15 protein-coding genes are annotated in these 16,415 nt (G+C 36.3%); 4 read left to right on the top strand and 11 right to left on the bottom strand.

Translation table 11 applies throughout. The features are described from left to right. Window positions 1-2: 2 nt before the first annotated feature. The 10 genes from cobA to H033_RS0106670 form a co-directional block, all read right to left on the bottom strand. Window positions 3-800: a uroporphyrinogen-III C-methyltransferase gene (gene cobA / locus H033_RS19750; RefSeq protein ID WP_034886155.1), complete on the bottom strand. Its 798-nt coding sequence runs from the start codon at window positions 798-800 to the stop codon at window positions 3-5. Beyond that, window positions 793-2,886 carry a HEPN domain-containing protein gene (locus tag H033_RS0106710; RefSeq protein ID WP_026837608.1) on the bottom strand — a complete coding sequence of 698 codons (2,094 nt, stop codon included), beginning with the start codon at window positions 2,884-2,886 and terminating at the stop codon, window positions 793-795. Before H033_RS0106710 ends, cobA begins: the two co-directional genes overlap by 8 nt. Before the next feature lie 156 nt (window positions 2,887-3,042). Next, complete coding sequence (locus tag H033_RS0106705; RefSeq protein ID WP_026837607.1) at window positions 3,043-3,672, bottom strand: phosphoadenosine phosphosulfate reductase family protein; 630 nt, start codon at window positions 3,670-3,672, stop codon at window positions 3,043-3,045. 2 nt (window positions 3,673-3,674) lie between these two features. Further along, window positions 3,675-3,923 carry a DUF2061 domain-containing protein gene (locus H033_RS0106700; RefSeq protein WP_026837606.1) on the bottom strand — a complete coding sequence of 83 codons (249 nt, stop codon included), beginning with the start codon at window positions 3,921-3,923 and terminating at the stop codon, window positions 3,675-3,677. A gap of 157 nt (window positions 3,924-4,080) precedes the next feature. Further along, window positions 4,081-4,488, bottom strand: a complete 408-nt coding sequence (locus H033_RS0106695) for an RrF2 family transcriptional regulator (protein WP_026837605.1) — start codon at window positions 4,486-4,488, stop codon at window positions 4,081-4,083. Window positions 4,489-4,629: 141 nt separating this feature from the next. Beyond that, window positions 4,630-5,700, bottom strand: coding sequence for an aspartate kinase (locus tag H033_RS0106690; protein ID WP_026837604.1), 1,071 nt, complete (start codon window positions 5,698-5,700; stop codon window positions 4,630-4,632). Window positions 5,701-6,216: 516 nt separating this feature from the next. Then, window positions 6,217-7,401, bottom strand: coding sequence for a trans-sulfuration enzyme family protein (locus H033_RS0106685; RefSeq protein ID WP_026837603.1), 1,185 nt, complete (start codon window positions 7,399-7,401; stop codon window positions 6,217-6,219). 4 nt (window positions 7,402-7,405) lie between these two features. Beyond that, window positions 7,406-8,485 carry an aspartate kinase gene (locus tag H033_RS0106680; RefSeq protein WP_026837602.1) on the bottom strand — a complete coding sequence of 360 codons (1,080 nt, stop codon included), beginning with the start codon at window positions 8,483-8,485 and terminating at the stop codon, window positions 7,406-7,408. Beyond that, the gene (locus H033_RS0106675; protein WP_026837601.1) at window positions 8,448-9,461 is read right to left on the bottom strand and encodes an alpha/beta fold hydrolase; all 1,014 of its coding nucleotides are present in this window, start codon (window positions 9,459-9,461) and stop codon (window positions 8,448-8,450) included. Before H033_RS0106675 ends, H033_RS0106680 begins: the two co-directional genes overlap by 38 nt. Before the next feature lie 94 nt (window positions 9,462-9,555). After that, window positions 9,556-10,848 (bottom strand): O-acetylhomoserine aminocarboxypropyltransferase/cysteine synthase family protein, encoded by a 1,293-nt coding sequence (locus tag H033_RS0106670; protein WP_026837600.1) that lies wholly within the window; start codon window positions 10,846-10,848, stop codon window positions 9,556-9,558. Between the two features lie 833 nt (window positions 10,849-11,681). Here H033_RS0106670 and metK point away from each other — a divergent pair. From metK to H033_RS0106650, 4 genes are all read left to right on the top strand, one after another. Beyond that, window positions 11,682-12,941 (top strand): methionine adenosyltransferase, encoded by a 1,260-nt coding sequence (gene metK, locus H033_RS0106665; RefSeq protein ID WP_026837599.1) that lies wholly within the window; start codon window positions 11,682-11,684, stop codon window positions 12,939-12,941. A gap of 137 nt (window positions 12,942-13,078) precedes the next feature. After that, a complete protein-coding gene (locus tag H033_RS0106660) occupies window positions 13,079-14,443 on the top strand; it encodes an acyl-CoA dehydrogenase family protein (RefSeq protein WP_026837598.1) in 1,365 nt (454 codons plus the stop codon). An 11-nt stretch (window positions 14,444-14,454) separates the two neighbouring features. Next, window positions 14,455-15,375: a 2-hydroxyacid dehydrogenase gene (locus H033_RS0106655; protein ID WP_026837597.1), complete on the top strand. Its 921-nt coding sequence runs from the start codon at window positions 14,455-14,457 to the stop codon at window positions 15,373-15,375. 10 nt (window positions 15,376-15,385) lie between these two features. Further along, the gene (locus tag H033_RS0106650; protein ID WP_026837596.1) at window positions 15,386-15,838 is read left to right on the top strand and encodes a universal stress protein; all 453 of its coding nucleotides are present in this window, start codon (window positions 15,386-15,388) and stop codon (window positions 15,836-15,838) included. On the opposite strand, the gene H033_RS0106645 is transcribed toward H033_RS0106650, so the two are convergent. After that, on the bottom strand, window positions 15,835-16,350 hold the full coding sequence (locus H033_RS0106645) for a DinB family protein (RefSeq protein WP_026837595.1): 516 nt from the start codon (window positions 16,348-16,350) through the stop codon (window positions 15,835-15,837). The two genes, H033_RS0106650 and H033_RS0106645, sit on opposite strands and share 4 nt — an antisense overlap. Between the last annotated feature and the right edge of the window lie 65 nt (window positions 16,351-16,415).

The raw sequence follows: 16,415 nt of genomic DNA, 5'->3' as shown, positions 1-16,415 counted from the left end.
AACTAAGCAGTATCTATTTGAGATAATTTCACTTCGGAAGTATTTGGAAAAGCTTGAAAATTTTGAGCTATGTCTTGCAAATGATGACTTTCCTTTACAACCTCACCAATTACAATAATAGCTGGGGCGATTAATTGTTTGTCTGCCACTACTTTTTCAATATCCTTAATACTGCCAAAACCGAATCTTTCGTTTAAAGTTGTGCCATTTTGAATGATCCCAACCGAAACATCTTGTTTCCCAAGCCCAGAAAAAATCTCCACAATTTCTGCCAGTTTTGCCATTCCCATCAAGATCACTACTGTGGCCGTAGATTGTGCTGCAAGTTTTACGTCTGCAGAGAGTTTACGCTGGGAAGTTGTTCCCGTAATCACCCAAAAGCTTTCGGAAACACCACGTTTGGTCAATGGAATTCCCACATTTGCAGGAACGGCTATAGAAGAAGTAATTCCTGAAACTACCGCAGTTTCCAGACCTTTACTTCTAGCATAGTCAATTTCTTCAGAGCCTCTTCCAAAAACGAAAGGATCTCCCCCTTTTAATCTTACCACGTGACCTTCTTCTAAAGCATACTTTACGATCAATTCATTGATTTCATCCTGACTGTATCTATGGTTATCTTTACGTTTTCCAACATAAATATGCTTGGCTTGTGGTGCATATTCCAGCAGCTCTCGATTTATAAGTGCGTCGTATAATACAACCTGAGCAGATTGTAAGGTTTTTACCGCTTTGATAGTGATCAATTCCGGATCTCCCGGTCCTGCTCCAACTATACTTAATTTTGGCGTGTTAAACATTTTGTACCTCCTTTGCTCTATAGGCGTCTACCTTTTTAAGGAACATCTGCGCATCTTCTAAATATTTTACTGCAAATTCTTCACTGGCTGCTCTTTCATTTAGTTGATATGCAAATTCCTTGAAAGAGGTAGAAAGAGAAATCTTTTTCGTTTGCACAAATAGTTCATCGAACTGAGCAATTATCCCGGCCTGTGTGTTGGTTGAAACATCATCTGATAACAATAAAGCTTTAGCTGAATTCACTATAGAAGTATAGGAATGGTAGATACTATCTGCCCAAGCGTTTCTTTCTAATGCACTTCTTGAATTATCAATTTTTTCCTCACTTTCAAAAAGAAGCGTAGCTATAAGATCTATAATTACTCCGGCACATTCTCCTACCCCAACGGCTTGTATATAAGGTTTCTCATGTCCCCAGTCTACAAATTCGTTTTCTGTGATATTCGAAGTGTTAGATAACTCTTTTAAAAGGTCATAGAAATAGGATTTTCCTTGTCTATCATAATAATTGATGAATTTTTCATTATCTAAAGATGAACTTTCGAAATCATTTAGTAGAACACGCAAAGCCTGCGGACCGCGCTTACTGGGAATCTTTAGGACTTTATCTGAAAAACGTCCCTTCCCATTTCCAAGGACTCCTCCTCCTAGTAAAATTTGCAATGCGGGAGCAACGGTTTTACCTACTTTTATAGACATTCCTTGAAATCCTATTTCAGCCATATTGTGCTGCCCACACGCATTCATACAACCGCTAATTTTGATAGTAATATCCTTCCCATTAATATATTGCGGATACTCCTCTTTTATTACATCTTCTAATACATCGGCAATGCCCGTACTACTTGCTATCCCGAGGTTACAAGTATCTGTCCCGGGGCAGGCAGTGATATCTATAGTTTTATTATAACCCGGTTCGGCAAAACCCAATTCTTTTAATTCCGCATAAAAGAACGGCAACAAATCTTCTCTTACATGCCGCAGTAAAATATCCTGACGTAGAGTGAACCTTATTTCATTTCCTGCATATTTTTTAATAAGATCTGCCAGTTTCCTTGCCGTACCAGTATAAAAATCGCCTAATGGAACTCGAATTCCAATGGCATACAATCCTTCTTGTTTTTGAGCAATTACATTTGTGGATTTCCAAGCGTCATATGCCTTTTGATCTTTTATGATCACGGAAGGAACTTCCACATCTGGTAGCACTGAGCTGGTTTCAAAGGCTGCAAGATCAAATTCCACCTTTTCTCCTGACAGTGCTGTTTTTTGTTCTGCTACTAATTCCATAAAAGCCTCTTTTCCAATATCCTTGATCAAGAATTTCATTCTGGCTTTTAGACGTTTTGCTCGCTCTCCATGTCTATCAAAAACTCGCAGCACAGATTCTATTAGTTCTATTATATTTTCAGTTCCAATAAAATCGTATAGCACATCGGCATGCCTTGGCTGAGAACCCAATCCGCCACCAAGCATCACTTTAAATCCGCGTTTTCCATTCTCCATCTTAGCTATAAAACCAAGATCATGGATAAAACTTAAGGCAGAATCTTCTTCTGAAGATGAAAAGGAGATCTTGAACTTTCTACCCATTTCCTGACAAATAGGATTTCTTAAAAAGAACAGGAACGTAGCGTGAGCATAAGGGGAAACATCAAAGGGCTCATTTACGTCTATTCCTGCTGTGGGAGAAGCTGTAATATTTCTCACCGTATTTCCACAGGCTTCACGCAAAGTGATGTCATCTTTTTCAAGTTGCGACCAAAGCTCCGGAGTTCTATCCAAGCTAACATAATGAATTTGGATATCCTGCCTTGTGGTAATGTGTAACCTTCCTGTGGAATATTCATCGGAAACATCAGCTATTCTGTGAAGTTGTTCTGAAGTAACTTTCCCAAATGGCAGTTTTATTCGTACCATCTGAACTCCGGCCTGACGCTGGCCATATACACCACGAGCCAGTCTTAGACTTCTAAATTTTTCTTCATTGGCTTTTCCTTCACGAAACAACCTGATCTTTTTTTCTAAATCCAGAATATCCTTTTGTACAATAGGATTTTCTAGTTCTGTTCTAAAACTTTGCATGGGTATTAATTTTTAAGATGAAAAAAGTCCTTTAAAGTGAAACACTTAAAAGGACTTTTATAAATAAATTATAGAAATAGCTTTTAGGTGTAAGGTTTATAGCCCATACACATATAACACGATTTTATAGAAATGGTATTGTTCATAATTAAATTTTTAAGCTTGCAAACCCCATTCTCTATTTCCTAGTACTCTTGTGGGATCAAAATATTTAAATTTATTTGGTGAATTATGCTGTAAGAGGTATTTATCCAATTGTTCATCGGTCCAGTGACAGAATGGACTAATCTTTAAAACCCCATCCTTATTATAGTTTAATATTTCTATGTTCTCCCTAAATGCCATTTGGCCTTTTCGAAGATTAGTAAACCAAACATCTGGTAATTGCTCTTTCATTGCCCGCTGAAAAGGCTCTGATTTTACTTGATGGGTAAACTCATCATGTAAAGGATTATCAATTTGAGGAATGCCCCCAAAAATAGCATCTCTATACGCTGCAGTTTGAAGAGGTGAATAAACCTTCACATTCAAACTTAACTCTTCAATTACAGATCTTGCATAAAGATATGTTTGAGGAGTATTATATCCTGTATCACACCAAACAACCGTCATTTTAGGGTCAATCTGGACGCAAGCATTTAATATGGCTGCTTCATAAGGTCTGAAATTTGTGGTTACTACTGGACGATCACTTCTTTCCACGGCCCACTGGATTATTTCTGATGGGCTAATACCCTTAAATTGTTGGTTGAGAGCCTTCAACTCACTTTCTGAATGTTTTTTCATAATTATTGTCTCCCATAATTTATTTTATCCCATATCCTCTCATGTCCAAAATAGAGCAGCATCTTTGTTACCAGTTCCACCGACCCAATTGCTAGGGCTGTTTTCATCTCTCCAGTTAAGATCCATGAAATAACTATAGTATCAATGGTTCCCACTACTCTCCAGCTTATAGCTTTAAGTACACTTCGCAAGGGCCGCTCTGTGACCTTATCCTGTTTATAATTGCTTTTCTTAACTTGATCTAATAGCATCAACATTTTTATTTCTCACATAATACTATAAACCTATCGGCTTAGTAGGTTATTAAGCAAATGTAGACTTCATTATTGATATATGCCATTTAATCTGGTATAAAATTAAATTTTAACAGTATTTATTATCTACAGAAAACAAAAGGAAGATGACCAATTAGGCAAGATCTGCTAAAGTTTTTTCGCTTAATACTTTAAGCGTACTGTCTCTTACTTGAATCATTAGTTTATGAACCGAACAAGTAAGCTCATCTGGGCAGTCCTCGCACTTTTCATAATAATTCAAACTAACGCAGGGAAGCATGGCAATGGGGCCTTCTAAAACACGAATTACAGTTGTCATTTGAATTTCCTTTGGATCCTTTATCAAATAATAACCTCCTCCTTTTCCTTTTTTAGCACCTAAAAAACCAGACTTACGCAAATTCAATAAGATACTTTCCAAAAATTTTGGAGAGATGTTTTCACTTCTAGCGATCTCTGCGGTTTGAACAGGCGACTTATCTGTCCTTTTGGCCAGATGTGCTAAAGCTTTAATGCCGTATTTCGTCTTTTTTGAAAGCATTTAGCGAATATAGATAAATAATTTCTCTAGCTCATATTTCATCCTAATAACCTTAAAGACAAAAGCCTCCTAACTCAAAATAAATTTGATTCAGGAGGCTAACTGTCTTCTTAAATATTAACAAATCAGATGAAATTGTTTTTAATATTTCTCTGCTAGTTTAGTTAGATCCGCGAGAATTCCTCTGGCGGCTACGCCAGTTCCTGCAGCAGCCCCTTGAATTACTATAGGAAATTGCCCATTAGATTCTGTGTAGATCTCAAAAGAAGCTTCCGCATTCTTTAGACTCCCAAAAGCTGTATTTGTTTTTTCCTTTACCAATTTCACTTCTAAGCTACCCGTGATCACATCCAGCTCTCCAATATGTCTTAACACCTCATCTGGTTTTAATTCATCCTTCAGGTCATCGAATTCTAAATTGAGATCGCTCAGGTTATCTTTAAAATGTGAAACTGAACTTCGTCCATTTAAATGCTTTGGTACTAAACTTTCGATCTTCACATCTGAAAGTTCTTTTTTCATGTGTAATTCCCTTGCCAAGACTAACAATTTTTCAGCTACATCATTTCCAGAAAGGTCTATTCTAGGATCTCTCTCTGTAAGTCCTTTTATTCCAGCTTCCGCCAACAAAGAATCGAACATTTTATTTTGTTGCGAAAATTGATTGAAAATATAACTTAGCGATCCGGAAAACACTCCTCTTACCTTGGTTACTTTTTCACCTGAAGCATGCAGCCTTTGCAGGGTTTGTATTATTGGTAATCCCGCACCCACGTTAGTTTCATATAAAAACTCCGTTTTATTTCTCCTGAGTTGTTTCCTTAAATTATTATAGAAAACATTGGATAACGTGTTAGCCGATTTATTAGACGCCACAATATCATAACCGTTCTTTATGAAAGTAGAATAATTTTGCACAAACTCTTTACTAGCTGTTGCATCTACAATGATCACGTTCTTATAAGCTTCTTTTTTTATGTATTTTAAAACAGTATCTACTGTATAAGGAACACCAAAATATTTAAAATCGGTTCTCCAAGCTGGACGCACACATTTCTCTTCATAAAATGCCGAAGTAGAGTTTACTATTACCGGTATATTAATTTCTAGTTTGCTTTTATTTTTAAGTTGTTCTCTAGCTTCCAAGATCTGATTGATCAAGGCGCTTCCAACATTACCGACTCCGAAGAGTATTATGTGAATCTTTTTCATAATTCCATTTAATAGGTTTTGACTGTTTTCAAAAACTCAGCCAAGTGTGACTTTAATTTTAAAATTTTCTTTCTAAACTGAATACTTTAACTTAAGTTTTAGAAAGAAAAAATCCCTTTGGAAAAATTACCAGAGGGATCTTTAGAATTAAACTATAAACTAGTTTAAAATCTAAAATTTCTGATAATTGAAAGTGGTGCGATACATGCGCATATAAATATTGCAATGTTTACTAATACACATGATGTTTGGTTTACTTATTTTCCTCTTAAGTTCCATTCTCTAATTTCAATTTATTGTAACAAAAAAGCCGCTGCGGTGGCAGCGGCTTTGGTAATTCTTATATCTTAAGTTTTACGCAAAAGCAACTGCTGTAGGGGTTTCCCACATTAACTTATACATATTACGAATCACTTTATTCATTGTCTTATTTGAAAGCACAAAGTTAAGGACAGAAGATGTTAAAAACCAAGTTAAATATGAAAAAATTTCCACCTTTAATTTATAATAATTCCATCAATATTTTGCTTCAGTTAAAGCTTGTTCCAGATCTTTTATTATATCATCCACATGTTCTAATCCTACAGAAATACGAATGAGTCCATCTGTAATTCCAGATTCCAGTCGATCTGATTTTGATAATTTACTATGTGTGGTAGAAGCTGGATGAGTCAATATGCTTCTAGTATCTCCTAAATTTGCCGATATTGAGCATAATTTGATAGCATCTATAAATTTTCGTCCGGCATCAAGTCCTTTCTTAATTTCAAAAGCAATTACATTTCCACCTAGTTTCATTTGCTTTATGGCAATTTCGTATTGGGGATGCGACTTTAAAAATGGGTATTTCACATTTGTTACGGAAGAATTATTTTCAAGGAACTCAGCAACCTTAAGCGCATTTTCGCAATGTTTTTCTAGACGCACTGGTAATGTTTCCAAACTTTTAGACAAAATCCAAGCATTGAAAGGAGACATTGATGGGCCGGTATTCCTTGAGAACAAATATATTTCCCTAATTAGGTCTGCTCTTCCCACAGTAACCCCACCTAGAACTCTGCCCTGACCATCTATTAATTTTGTTGCAGAGTGAATTACAAGATCTGCCCCAAACATTATTGGATTTTGAAGATAGGGGGTTGCAAAGCAATTATCTATGATCAAGATAAGGTTATGCTTTCTGGCAATCTCACCTAGTTTTTCTAGATCTAGAATATCTACTCCGGGGTTTGTTGGCGATTCCGCAAATAAAATTTTAGTCTCAGGTTCTATAAGGTTTTCAATCTTGTCCAGTTCATCTATCTTGAAATAACTATGTGAAATATTCCATTTAGGAAAATATTGAGAAAACAAGCTGTGTGTAGATCCAAATAAGGATTTACAAGCAACAATATGGTCACCACTCTCTAACAATGCAGCCAAACTAGAAAACACCGCTGCCATTCCTGAAGCAAAAGCAAATCCAGCTTCTGCTTGTTCCATTATCACCATTTTATCTATAAACTCTGAGGTATTCGGATTGGAATATCTACTATAAATATTTCGCTCTTTCTCTTCAGCAAAAGACGCGCGCATATCTTCTGAATCTTCAAAAACGTAACTTGATGTCAAGTACAAAGGAACCGAATGTTCTAAATATTGAGTTTTGGGTGCCTGTGTTCTGATAGCTGTAGTTTCTGTATGTGTATTGTTCGTTTTCATTATATTAAATACCATTAAGTTTTTCTGAAATCTTTAAAAGATCAGACAATACTCCTCTTGATGTCACCGAAGCGCCTGCTCCAGCGCCTTGAATAACAATTGGCCTATTCCCATAAGACTTCGTATATATTTCAAAAGAAGCATCGGCTTCCTGTAAACTTCCAAAGGGAGAACTTCTTTTTTCTGTTACCAATTTCACTTCTAATTCTCCGCTGGCTACGTCTAACTCTCCAATATGCCTTAAAACCTCATCCGACTTTAATTTTGATCTCCGTTCTTCGAAATTTAAGTTTAGTTCTTGTTGATTCTCGATAAAATGAGAAATTGAACTTTTTCCATTGAGATGATTAGGAACCAGATTTTCAATCCTAACTTCAGAAAGTTCTTTAAGGATATTTATTTCTCTGGCAAGGATCAACAATTTTCTACCCACATCTTTTCCTGAAAGATCTATTCTGGGGTCTGGCTCTGTAAGTCCTCTGGTTCTAGCATCCTCCAAAACTTCAGAAAATGATTTGTTACCGTTGGAAAATGTATTAAAAATATAACTTAAAGACCCTGAGAAGATCCCTCTTATTTTAGTTATCTCTTCGCCCGCTAAATGTAGATCTTGTACTGTTTTAATTACCGGTAGCCCAGCTCCCACATTGGTTTCATAAAGGAATTGTTTATTGTGCTTTTTTAATTCAATTCTTAACTCCTTATAGAATTTATCTGACAATGTATTAGCTGTTTTATTGGCGGCAACTATATGAAATCCATTTCTTATGAGCTCCTTATAATTTTTAACGAAATCTTCACTTGCAGTAGCATCTACTGCGATTAAATTGGTGAGTTTCTCCTTTTTAACATGATTTAAAATATGAGACAATTTATAAGGATATCCATAGGTTTTAAAATCTGCCTCCCAAGAGTTGTTTATGGTATTATTATTATAAAAGGCAATTTTAGAATTTACCAAAACCGCGATATTAATTTCTAACTGAGAAGAATTTAAAATTTTGGATCGGGCTTCCAATATCTGATTTATTAAGGCACTCCCTACATTACCTACTCCGAAGAGTACTATGTTTATTTTTTTCATTTTGTTTGTTACTAGTGTTGAATATTGGATTTAAAAAGGATGCTATTTGAGAATTCTCAATTAGAAAAGCATCATGCCCATGTATAGATCTAATTTCATGAATACTTATATTTTCTTTGATAAGAGACAGATTTACATAAGTATCCCAATTCTCATTGGCTGTAAACAAGCCATCAGAATTGATTGTAATTATATGAATGTCTCCAGTAATTTTTGATGCCGCACTTAAATGATCTCCACTACCCAAACTTATATCTGAAGTAGAAAGCAAATGATTCATTAGTTTGTAAGCTGCCAATTGATATCTATTTTCTAGTTTTTTACCATGGTGCTCCAACCAGCCTTCAATATTTCCGGTTCCATTTTTATGGTTTTGGTTTGAACTGAATTTCGAGATGAAAGATTCCGGACTTCTATAAATTGTCATTGCATGCATTCTAGCATCTGCAACCGGATTTACAGAATTATTTAAGATCTGATCCTGCACCTTACACTGTGCCTTTACCCATTGTGAAGATTTATAATCTGCTGCTACTGGAATTATATGTTCAAAGAGATCTGGATCTAAAACTGCCTGTTCCCATAACAAAGCCCCGCCTATAGAGCCACCAATTCCTGCAAATATCTTAGAAATCCCTAATTGTTTTAAAGCTTCAGAATAAATTTTAGCTATATCCCTAAGCGTAAATTCTTTATAATTTAATAATAACTGAGACTCCTCTCCATCAAAACCATTCCCTGGATTATTAAATGCCAGAACTGTATACTCTAGAAGATTGATGCATTTATCAATCCCAATTACTTCTTTCCACCAACCATTTTTTCCTGTTACTGCTGAATTTCCAGTGAGTGCATGATTCACCAGAACTATTGGCGCAGTTCCTAATTCCCTACCAAAAATTTGATATGTCAACTGGAGCTCCTGAATGGTTCCTGCATTATTCTTAAAGTCTGAAATGTATATCTTATGAAGCATTACTAACTATTTTTAAGTTTTATCAATAATGAATAACAATCGGAAATCACGCATGAGGATTTGTTCATTCCAATTGTCTTCATTAACAAACAAATTATTTTAAAACCTTTTTTCCGATCTTGGAAAATGCTTGTTTTAGGTCAGTTTTAAGATCTTCCAGATCCTCTAATCCAACAGAAAGTCTAATGAGATCTTTGGTAACTCCTGTAGTTTCCTGTTGTTCATCACTCAATTGTTGATGAGTTGTACTGGCAGGATGAATTATTAAAGATTTGGTATCCCCAATATTTGCAAGCAATGAGAAAATAGTGGTTTCATCTGCAATAACCTTTGCCGCATCAAAACCACCTTCTACTCCAAAGGTTACAACTCCGCTTTGACCTTTAGGCAAATACTGCTGGGCAAGCTCATAATATTCACTGCTCTCAAGTCCTGGATAATTCACCCATTTCACCTGATCTTGCTCCTGTAACCATTTAGCCAAAGCCAATGCGTTTTCACTGTGCTTTTTAATCCTAATTTCTAAAGTTTCCAATCCCTGAATGATCTGGAAGGCATTGAAAGGGCTTAATACCGCGCCATGATCGCGCAATCCTTCTATCCTTACTTTTGCAATAAAAGCTGCTTCTTTTAAAGCGTCGTGATAAACAAGACCATGGTATCCTGCGGAAGGCTCTGTAAATTCCGGAAATTTCCCATTGGCCCAATCAAATTTTCCGGCATCAATAATTACACCTCCAAGAGAAGTCCCATTCCCGTTGATATATTTAGTAAGGGAATGAATTACAATATCTGCTCCGTACTGGATTGGATTTAAAAGTGAAGGTGTTGCAACTGTATTATCTACTATTAAAGGAACTTTAAACTCTTTAGCATAGGTAGAAATAGCTTTGATATCCAGAACATCTAACTTGGGATTACCAAGAGATTCTATGAAAAACACCCTAGTATTCTCTTTGGCCGCTTTTTGAAAATTTTCTGGATTAGATGGGTCTACAAAAGTGGTGGTAATCCCAAATCTAGGTAAGGTTACATTTAGAAGATTGTAAGTCCCTCCATAAAGACTACTAGATGCTACTATATGATCTCCAGATCTTAACAAAGTAAGTAAAGTAGTATTGATAGCTGCAGTTCCAGAGGCCGTTACCACCGCTCCAATTCCACCCTCTAACGTGGCTAATCGTTGCTCGAGAATATCGTTGGTTGGATTGTTAATTCTGGTGTAAATAAATCCCGGCTCTGCCAACGAAAATAGGTTAGCCGCATGATCTGAATTTTTAAAAACATAGGATGTGGTTTGATACAATGGAACAGCTCTGGTTCCTCCGTTGATTGTTACATCGTGACCTGCGTGCAATGCGTTTGTTGCGAATTGTTGTGTGCTCATAATTTTTGTTTTAAAGGTTTATTTTGAATTTTTCTAATGATCTTGATTTTGCTGAAATAAAAAATCCCTCTGGTAAGTTTGCCAGAGGGATTTAGGAATTGAACTATATAAAACTAATTTACATCCTGAATTTTTGGCAATAGCGGCTTGCTGCGTAAATCATACACATTTGCATCTTACAGCACATTATGGTAATTATTGAGAAAGTTGTTTTCATTTTAATTTGTTCGGACTGAAATCTTTCAAGCCTTTTTAATTATTATTTGTTTTGGATTATATAAACAAAAAAAGCCGCTGCGGTTGGCAGCGGCTTTTGCAATTCTTATAAGTTAAGTTTTATGCAATAGTGAACGCTGCGGGTTTCCCCAACATCATCATACACATATTAAAAATTACTTGATTCATTTCGTTAAAATCTAGATTACAAATTTAACGACAGAATCTTTTATAAACCAAATTTAATCTCAATTATTTTTTATAAAATTCACTTAAACCACTAAAAGTCAATGCTCAGGTCGTGATTTGTTTTTTTGCGCTAAGGATTGAGCGTTTGTTTAAGCTCTCCCGACCTTTTTGTCGGGAAGCGAGTCGCGAAAGCCTGCCGTGAGCCCGCCTGAACTCTCGGGCAGGCCTTTTGGCGAAGTGGAGCGCTCAACAAATATCAAAAAAGAAGTTAAAGGATGACGGCATTCAATCTAATTTTATACATTTGCGACTTACGATTACAGGGAATGATTTGACTGATTGCTACCCTTAAAAAATGCTAAAGCAGTGTAAACTCCGCTAGCAATTCCCGTCAAATATTTTCTTACTTACTAATTAAAAAGACAAGAATGGCGTATTTATTCACTTCAGAGAGTGTGTCTGAAGGACACCCAGATAAAATAGCTGACCAAATCAGTGATACATTACTAGACAATTTTTTAGCTTTTGATGAGAATTCCAAGGTTGCCTGTGAAACACTCGTAACTACTGGACAAGTTGTTTTGGCTGGAGAAGTAAAAAGCAACACGTATATAGATGTACAAAATATTGCCCGAGAGGTAATTAACGATATAGGTTATACCAAAGGAGCTTACAAGTTTAGCGGGGATTCTTGCGGTGTAATTTCTTTGATCCATGAACAATCTCAGGACATTAACCAAGGGGTAGATCGTGGGGAAAAAGAGGAACAAGGTGCTGGTGACCAAGGTATGATGTTTGGTTACGCAACCAACGAGACTGAAAATTACATGCCTTTGGCATTAGATATTTCTCACAAGATCTTAATTGAATTGGCAAAGTTACGCCGAGAAGAAAAAGAAATCACCTATTTAAGACCCGATTCTAAAAGTCAGGTAACTATTGAATATAGTGACGAGAATGTGCCACAACGTATAGAAGCTATCGTGATCTCTACCCAACACGACGAGTTTGATGAAGATGATGATGCGATGTTGAGCAAGATCAAGAAGGACATGAAGGAAATTTTGATTCCGCGTGTAATAAAACTATTCCCTCAATATGTTCAGGAATTATTCAATGATAAAATTACGTACCATATTAATCCAACCGGAAAGTTTGTAATTGGAGGCCCACATGGGGATTCTGGGCTTACGGGAAGAAAGATCATTGTAGACACCTATGGTGGAAAAGGAGCGCACGGAGGTGGAGCCTTTTCTGGAAAAGATCCTAGTAAAGTAGATAGATCTGCCGCATATGCAGCAAGACATATCGCTAAAAATTTGGTTGCGGCGGGAGTTGCAGATGAAGTTTTAATTCAAGTTTCGTACGCTATTGGAGTTGTTAAACCAACTTCTATTTCTGTAGATACTTATGGTTCTTCTAAAGTGAAACTTTCTAACGGGGAGATCGCAAAAAAAGTAGCCGAGATCTTTGATATGAGACCTGCAAGCATTGAGAATAGATTGAAACTTAGAAATCCTATATATAGAGAAACTGCCGCTTATGGACATATGGGGAAAGAACCTAGAACTATCACCAAAATTTTTGAAAGTCCATATTCCGGGAGGATTGTGAGAGAAGTGGAGCTTTTTACTTGGGAGAAATTGGATTATGTAGATAAAGTAAAAGAGGCTTTTGAATTAAATTAATCCAAAATTTTTAACTTATATTCGAAAAGGTCACTAGAAATAGTGGCCTTTTTTGTTTTCTGAAAATTCTTCGGAAATCTTTAACAAGGAACAGCGTATTAAAACCCTAATTTTAAGATTCAAGAAAAACCTTACCTATGTCGCTCTTCGGAAAAGTAAAAAATACGATCAATCTTTTAAAGTCGGTAGATTTAAATCAGCTGGCAAAAATAAGTGAAACCATAGATCTCCCTGAAGCCATGGATGCTTTAGGAAATCTTGATGAGCGCCAATTGAAAGGCCTTATGAAAATGCTGAAAACCAAAAAGAAAAAAGGTCAACATGACCTGCCTCCTATCGATGGTGATTTCTATAATTTGGACCTTAAACTTTCTCCAGAGCAGCGCGAGCTTCAGCTAGAAGTTCGTAATTTCATGGAAGATGAAGTAAAACCACTGGTAAATGATCATTGGAACAGAGCAAAATTTCCGTTTGAGATCATAGAAAAATTCAAAAAACTAAATATAGCTGGTATTCCTTATGAAGGCTATGGCTGTCCTAATTTGCCTTTCTTAATGGAAGGGGTCATCGCACAGGAAATGGCTCGAGTAGATGTTTCAATCTCCACCTTTTTTGGAGTGCATAGCGGTCTGGCAATGGGATCTATTTATCTATGCGGAAGCGACGAGCAAAAACAAGAATGGCTGCCACAAATGCAAAAATTAGAGAAGATTGGCGCATTTGGATTGACTGAACCCAATGTTGGATCTGGAGTTTCTCAAGGTATGGAAACAACCTGTAAATTTGATGGGGAGAATTGGATCTTGAATGGACAGAAAAAATGGATTGGAAATGCCACTTTTGCCGATGTAATAATTATCTGGGCACGAGATGAAGATTCTAATAAAGTAAAAGGTTTTATACTTAGAAAAGACAATCCGGGTTTTGTCGCTGAAAAGATGGAAGATAAAATGGCTCTTAGAATCGTACAAAATGCCCTAATTACACTTACAGATTGCGTAATCCCTGAAAGTGATAGGCTGCAGAATGCTAATTCATTTAGGGACACCGCCAAAGTTTTAAAAATGACCCGCGCAGGAGTTGCTTGGCAAGCGGTTGGATGTGCACGTGGAGCTTATGAAAGTGCTTTGAAATACTCCAAAAAAAGGGAGCAATTTGGAAGACCTATTGCCTCCTATCAACTAATTCAAGATCATTTGGTAGAGATGCTTTCCAACTTAACGGCTATGCAAACTATGGTATTTAGACTTTCAGAATTACAAGATCAAGAACTCCTTACAGATGAACATGCCTCTTTAGCTAAAGTGTATTGCAGCATGCGCACGAGAGACGTTGTAAGCAGAGCTCGAGAAGTATTAGGTGGAAATGGAATTCTACTGGAACATGATGTTGCCCGATTTGTTGCCGATGCTGAAGCTATCTATAGCTATGAAGGAACCAAAGAAATAAATACACTTATAGTAGGACGTGCCATTACCGGTTATAGTGCCTTCGTGAATTAAAAAATTAAAAGATGTCAGTCTTATTGATATTTCCTGGAAGAGACCCTAAAGTTTGGGTAAATGCTATTAAGGAAGAACAGCCTAATGTTAAGTTGTATGTATATCCAGAAGAGCATAATCCACAGGAAATAACTTACGCAGTAACTTGGAAACACCCAAAAGGAATATTTAACAAGTATTCTAATTTAGAGGTGATTGCTTCTATTGGCGCGGGAGTAGATCATATTATTTGCGATCCCGAAATTCCTAAAAACGCTCTTATTACTCGAATTATAGACGAGCAACTCACTAAGGATATGAGCATTTTCGTGTTAGCTTTAGTATTAGATAAGATTAGAAATATATCATTACACCACAGTGAGAAAATTTGGGATCCACAGGCCTACAATATTGTAGATGAAGAAAATATTGGCATCATGGGTCTTGGAGTACTTGGAAAATCCGCAGCTTTAACCTTATCTAAAAACGGATTTAACGTTTCCGGCTGGTCTAAAACTCAAAAGCAAATTGAAGGCGTGAGCACCTATCACGGAGAAAGAGGTTTAAACGATTTCCTTAAAAATACTAGTATTCTTATCTGTTTGTTACCCTTAACTTCAGTAACGGAAAGCATTCTAAATAAAGAATTATTTGAAAAATTACCTAAAGGCGCTTACCTTATAAATATTGCCCGAGGAGAGCACTTGGTAGAACATGATCTTTTAGAAATGCTTGATACCGGACAACTTTCTGGAGCAAGTTTAGATGTTTTTAGAACAGAGCCTTTGCCGGAGGAACATCCTTTTTGGAAGCACCCCAAAGTGCATATCACTCCACATATTGCCAGTGTTACAGATCCCAAGAAAGTAGCGCATCAACTAATGGAGAATTATATGCGGCTAAACAACAGCGAACCTTTAAGAAATGTAGTCGACTTGAAAAATGAATATTAAAAAATAGGTTATGAAAACAGTATTTAAAAATATCATGGTGGCGGTAGATTTTAATGATGCCGTAGGAAAATTATTAGGATATGCTGAAGCTTTAGCCTTGCAATTTGATGCTAAAATATGGGTAGTTCATGTAGCAGATCCCCATCCAGATTTTGTGGGATATGAACCCGGACCTCAATACATAAGAGACTTTAGAGCAGATGAATTGAAAGACGAACATAAAAAGCTACAGGCAATCACCAATATGTTTCTTGATAAGAAAATAGAATCTGCTGCCCTTCTAATTCAAGGTTCAACAGTAGAAACTGTTTTAAATGAAGCAAAAAAGCTACGTGCAGATCTTTTGATAGTAGGAAATCATAAACATAGTTTCCTGCATAACTTATTATCTGAAAGTGTTTCGCTTGAGCTCTTAAAGAATGGGAACATTCCGCTACTGACTATTCCAATAAATGAAGATTAATTTTCCTCTTTTACAACACTTACTGTAACCAATAATTGTCCTATATGCCGTTGGGTATGTTCTGCAGCATGAAAGATCAAACCGATTACAGAAGAAGGTAATTGTTTTCTCCCCACACCACGAAATTCGGTTAAGCTAGCAACCGGGATGGTCTTCAACTTTTCGAGCACTTCCTCTATTTTTTTGTTGAATTCAGCTATTAACATCTCTGAAGAAAAATCACTGTTTGGAATAGCTTCCTTTTTTAAGAATTTTAATTGTTCTTCCGTTAGATTTCTACCTTCAGCATAGGTGAATAATCTATCTAAAACTCCAGTGAGATGTTGCAAATGAAATCCTACAGAAGCTCTTCCTGCAGGCTTTTCCCAGAGTAGAGATTCTGTAAAATCCAACATATATTTCTTCAGTTCAAGTTTAGACTGAAGCAATGAATGAACAATTGGTTGCAAAAGATCTGGAGTGCCTTCAACTTTACCCCTAAGCCAATATTCGGGAAGATCTTTATCTTTCATAGTTTAAAAATATTAAGATTATGTAAAAATAAAAGAAATGGTATCTTTAACTATCCTTATAAAAA

It is taken from the genome of Gillisia sp. JM1 (assembly GCF_000424645.1).
Lineage (GTDB): Bacteria > Bacteroidota > Bacteroidia > Flavobacteriales > Flavobacteriaceae > Gillisia.
The sequence above is the reverse complement of the archived record's forward strand: the minus strand, read 5'-3'. Positions and strand labels throughout refer to the sequence as shown.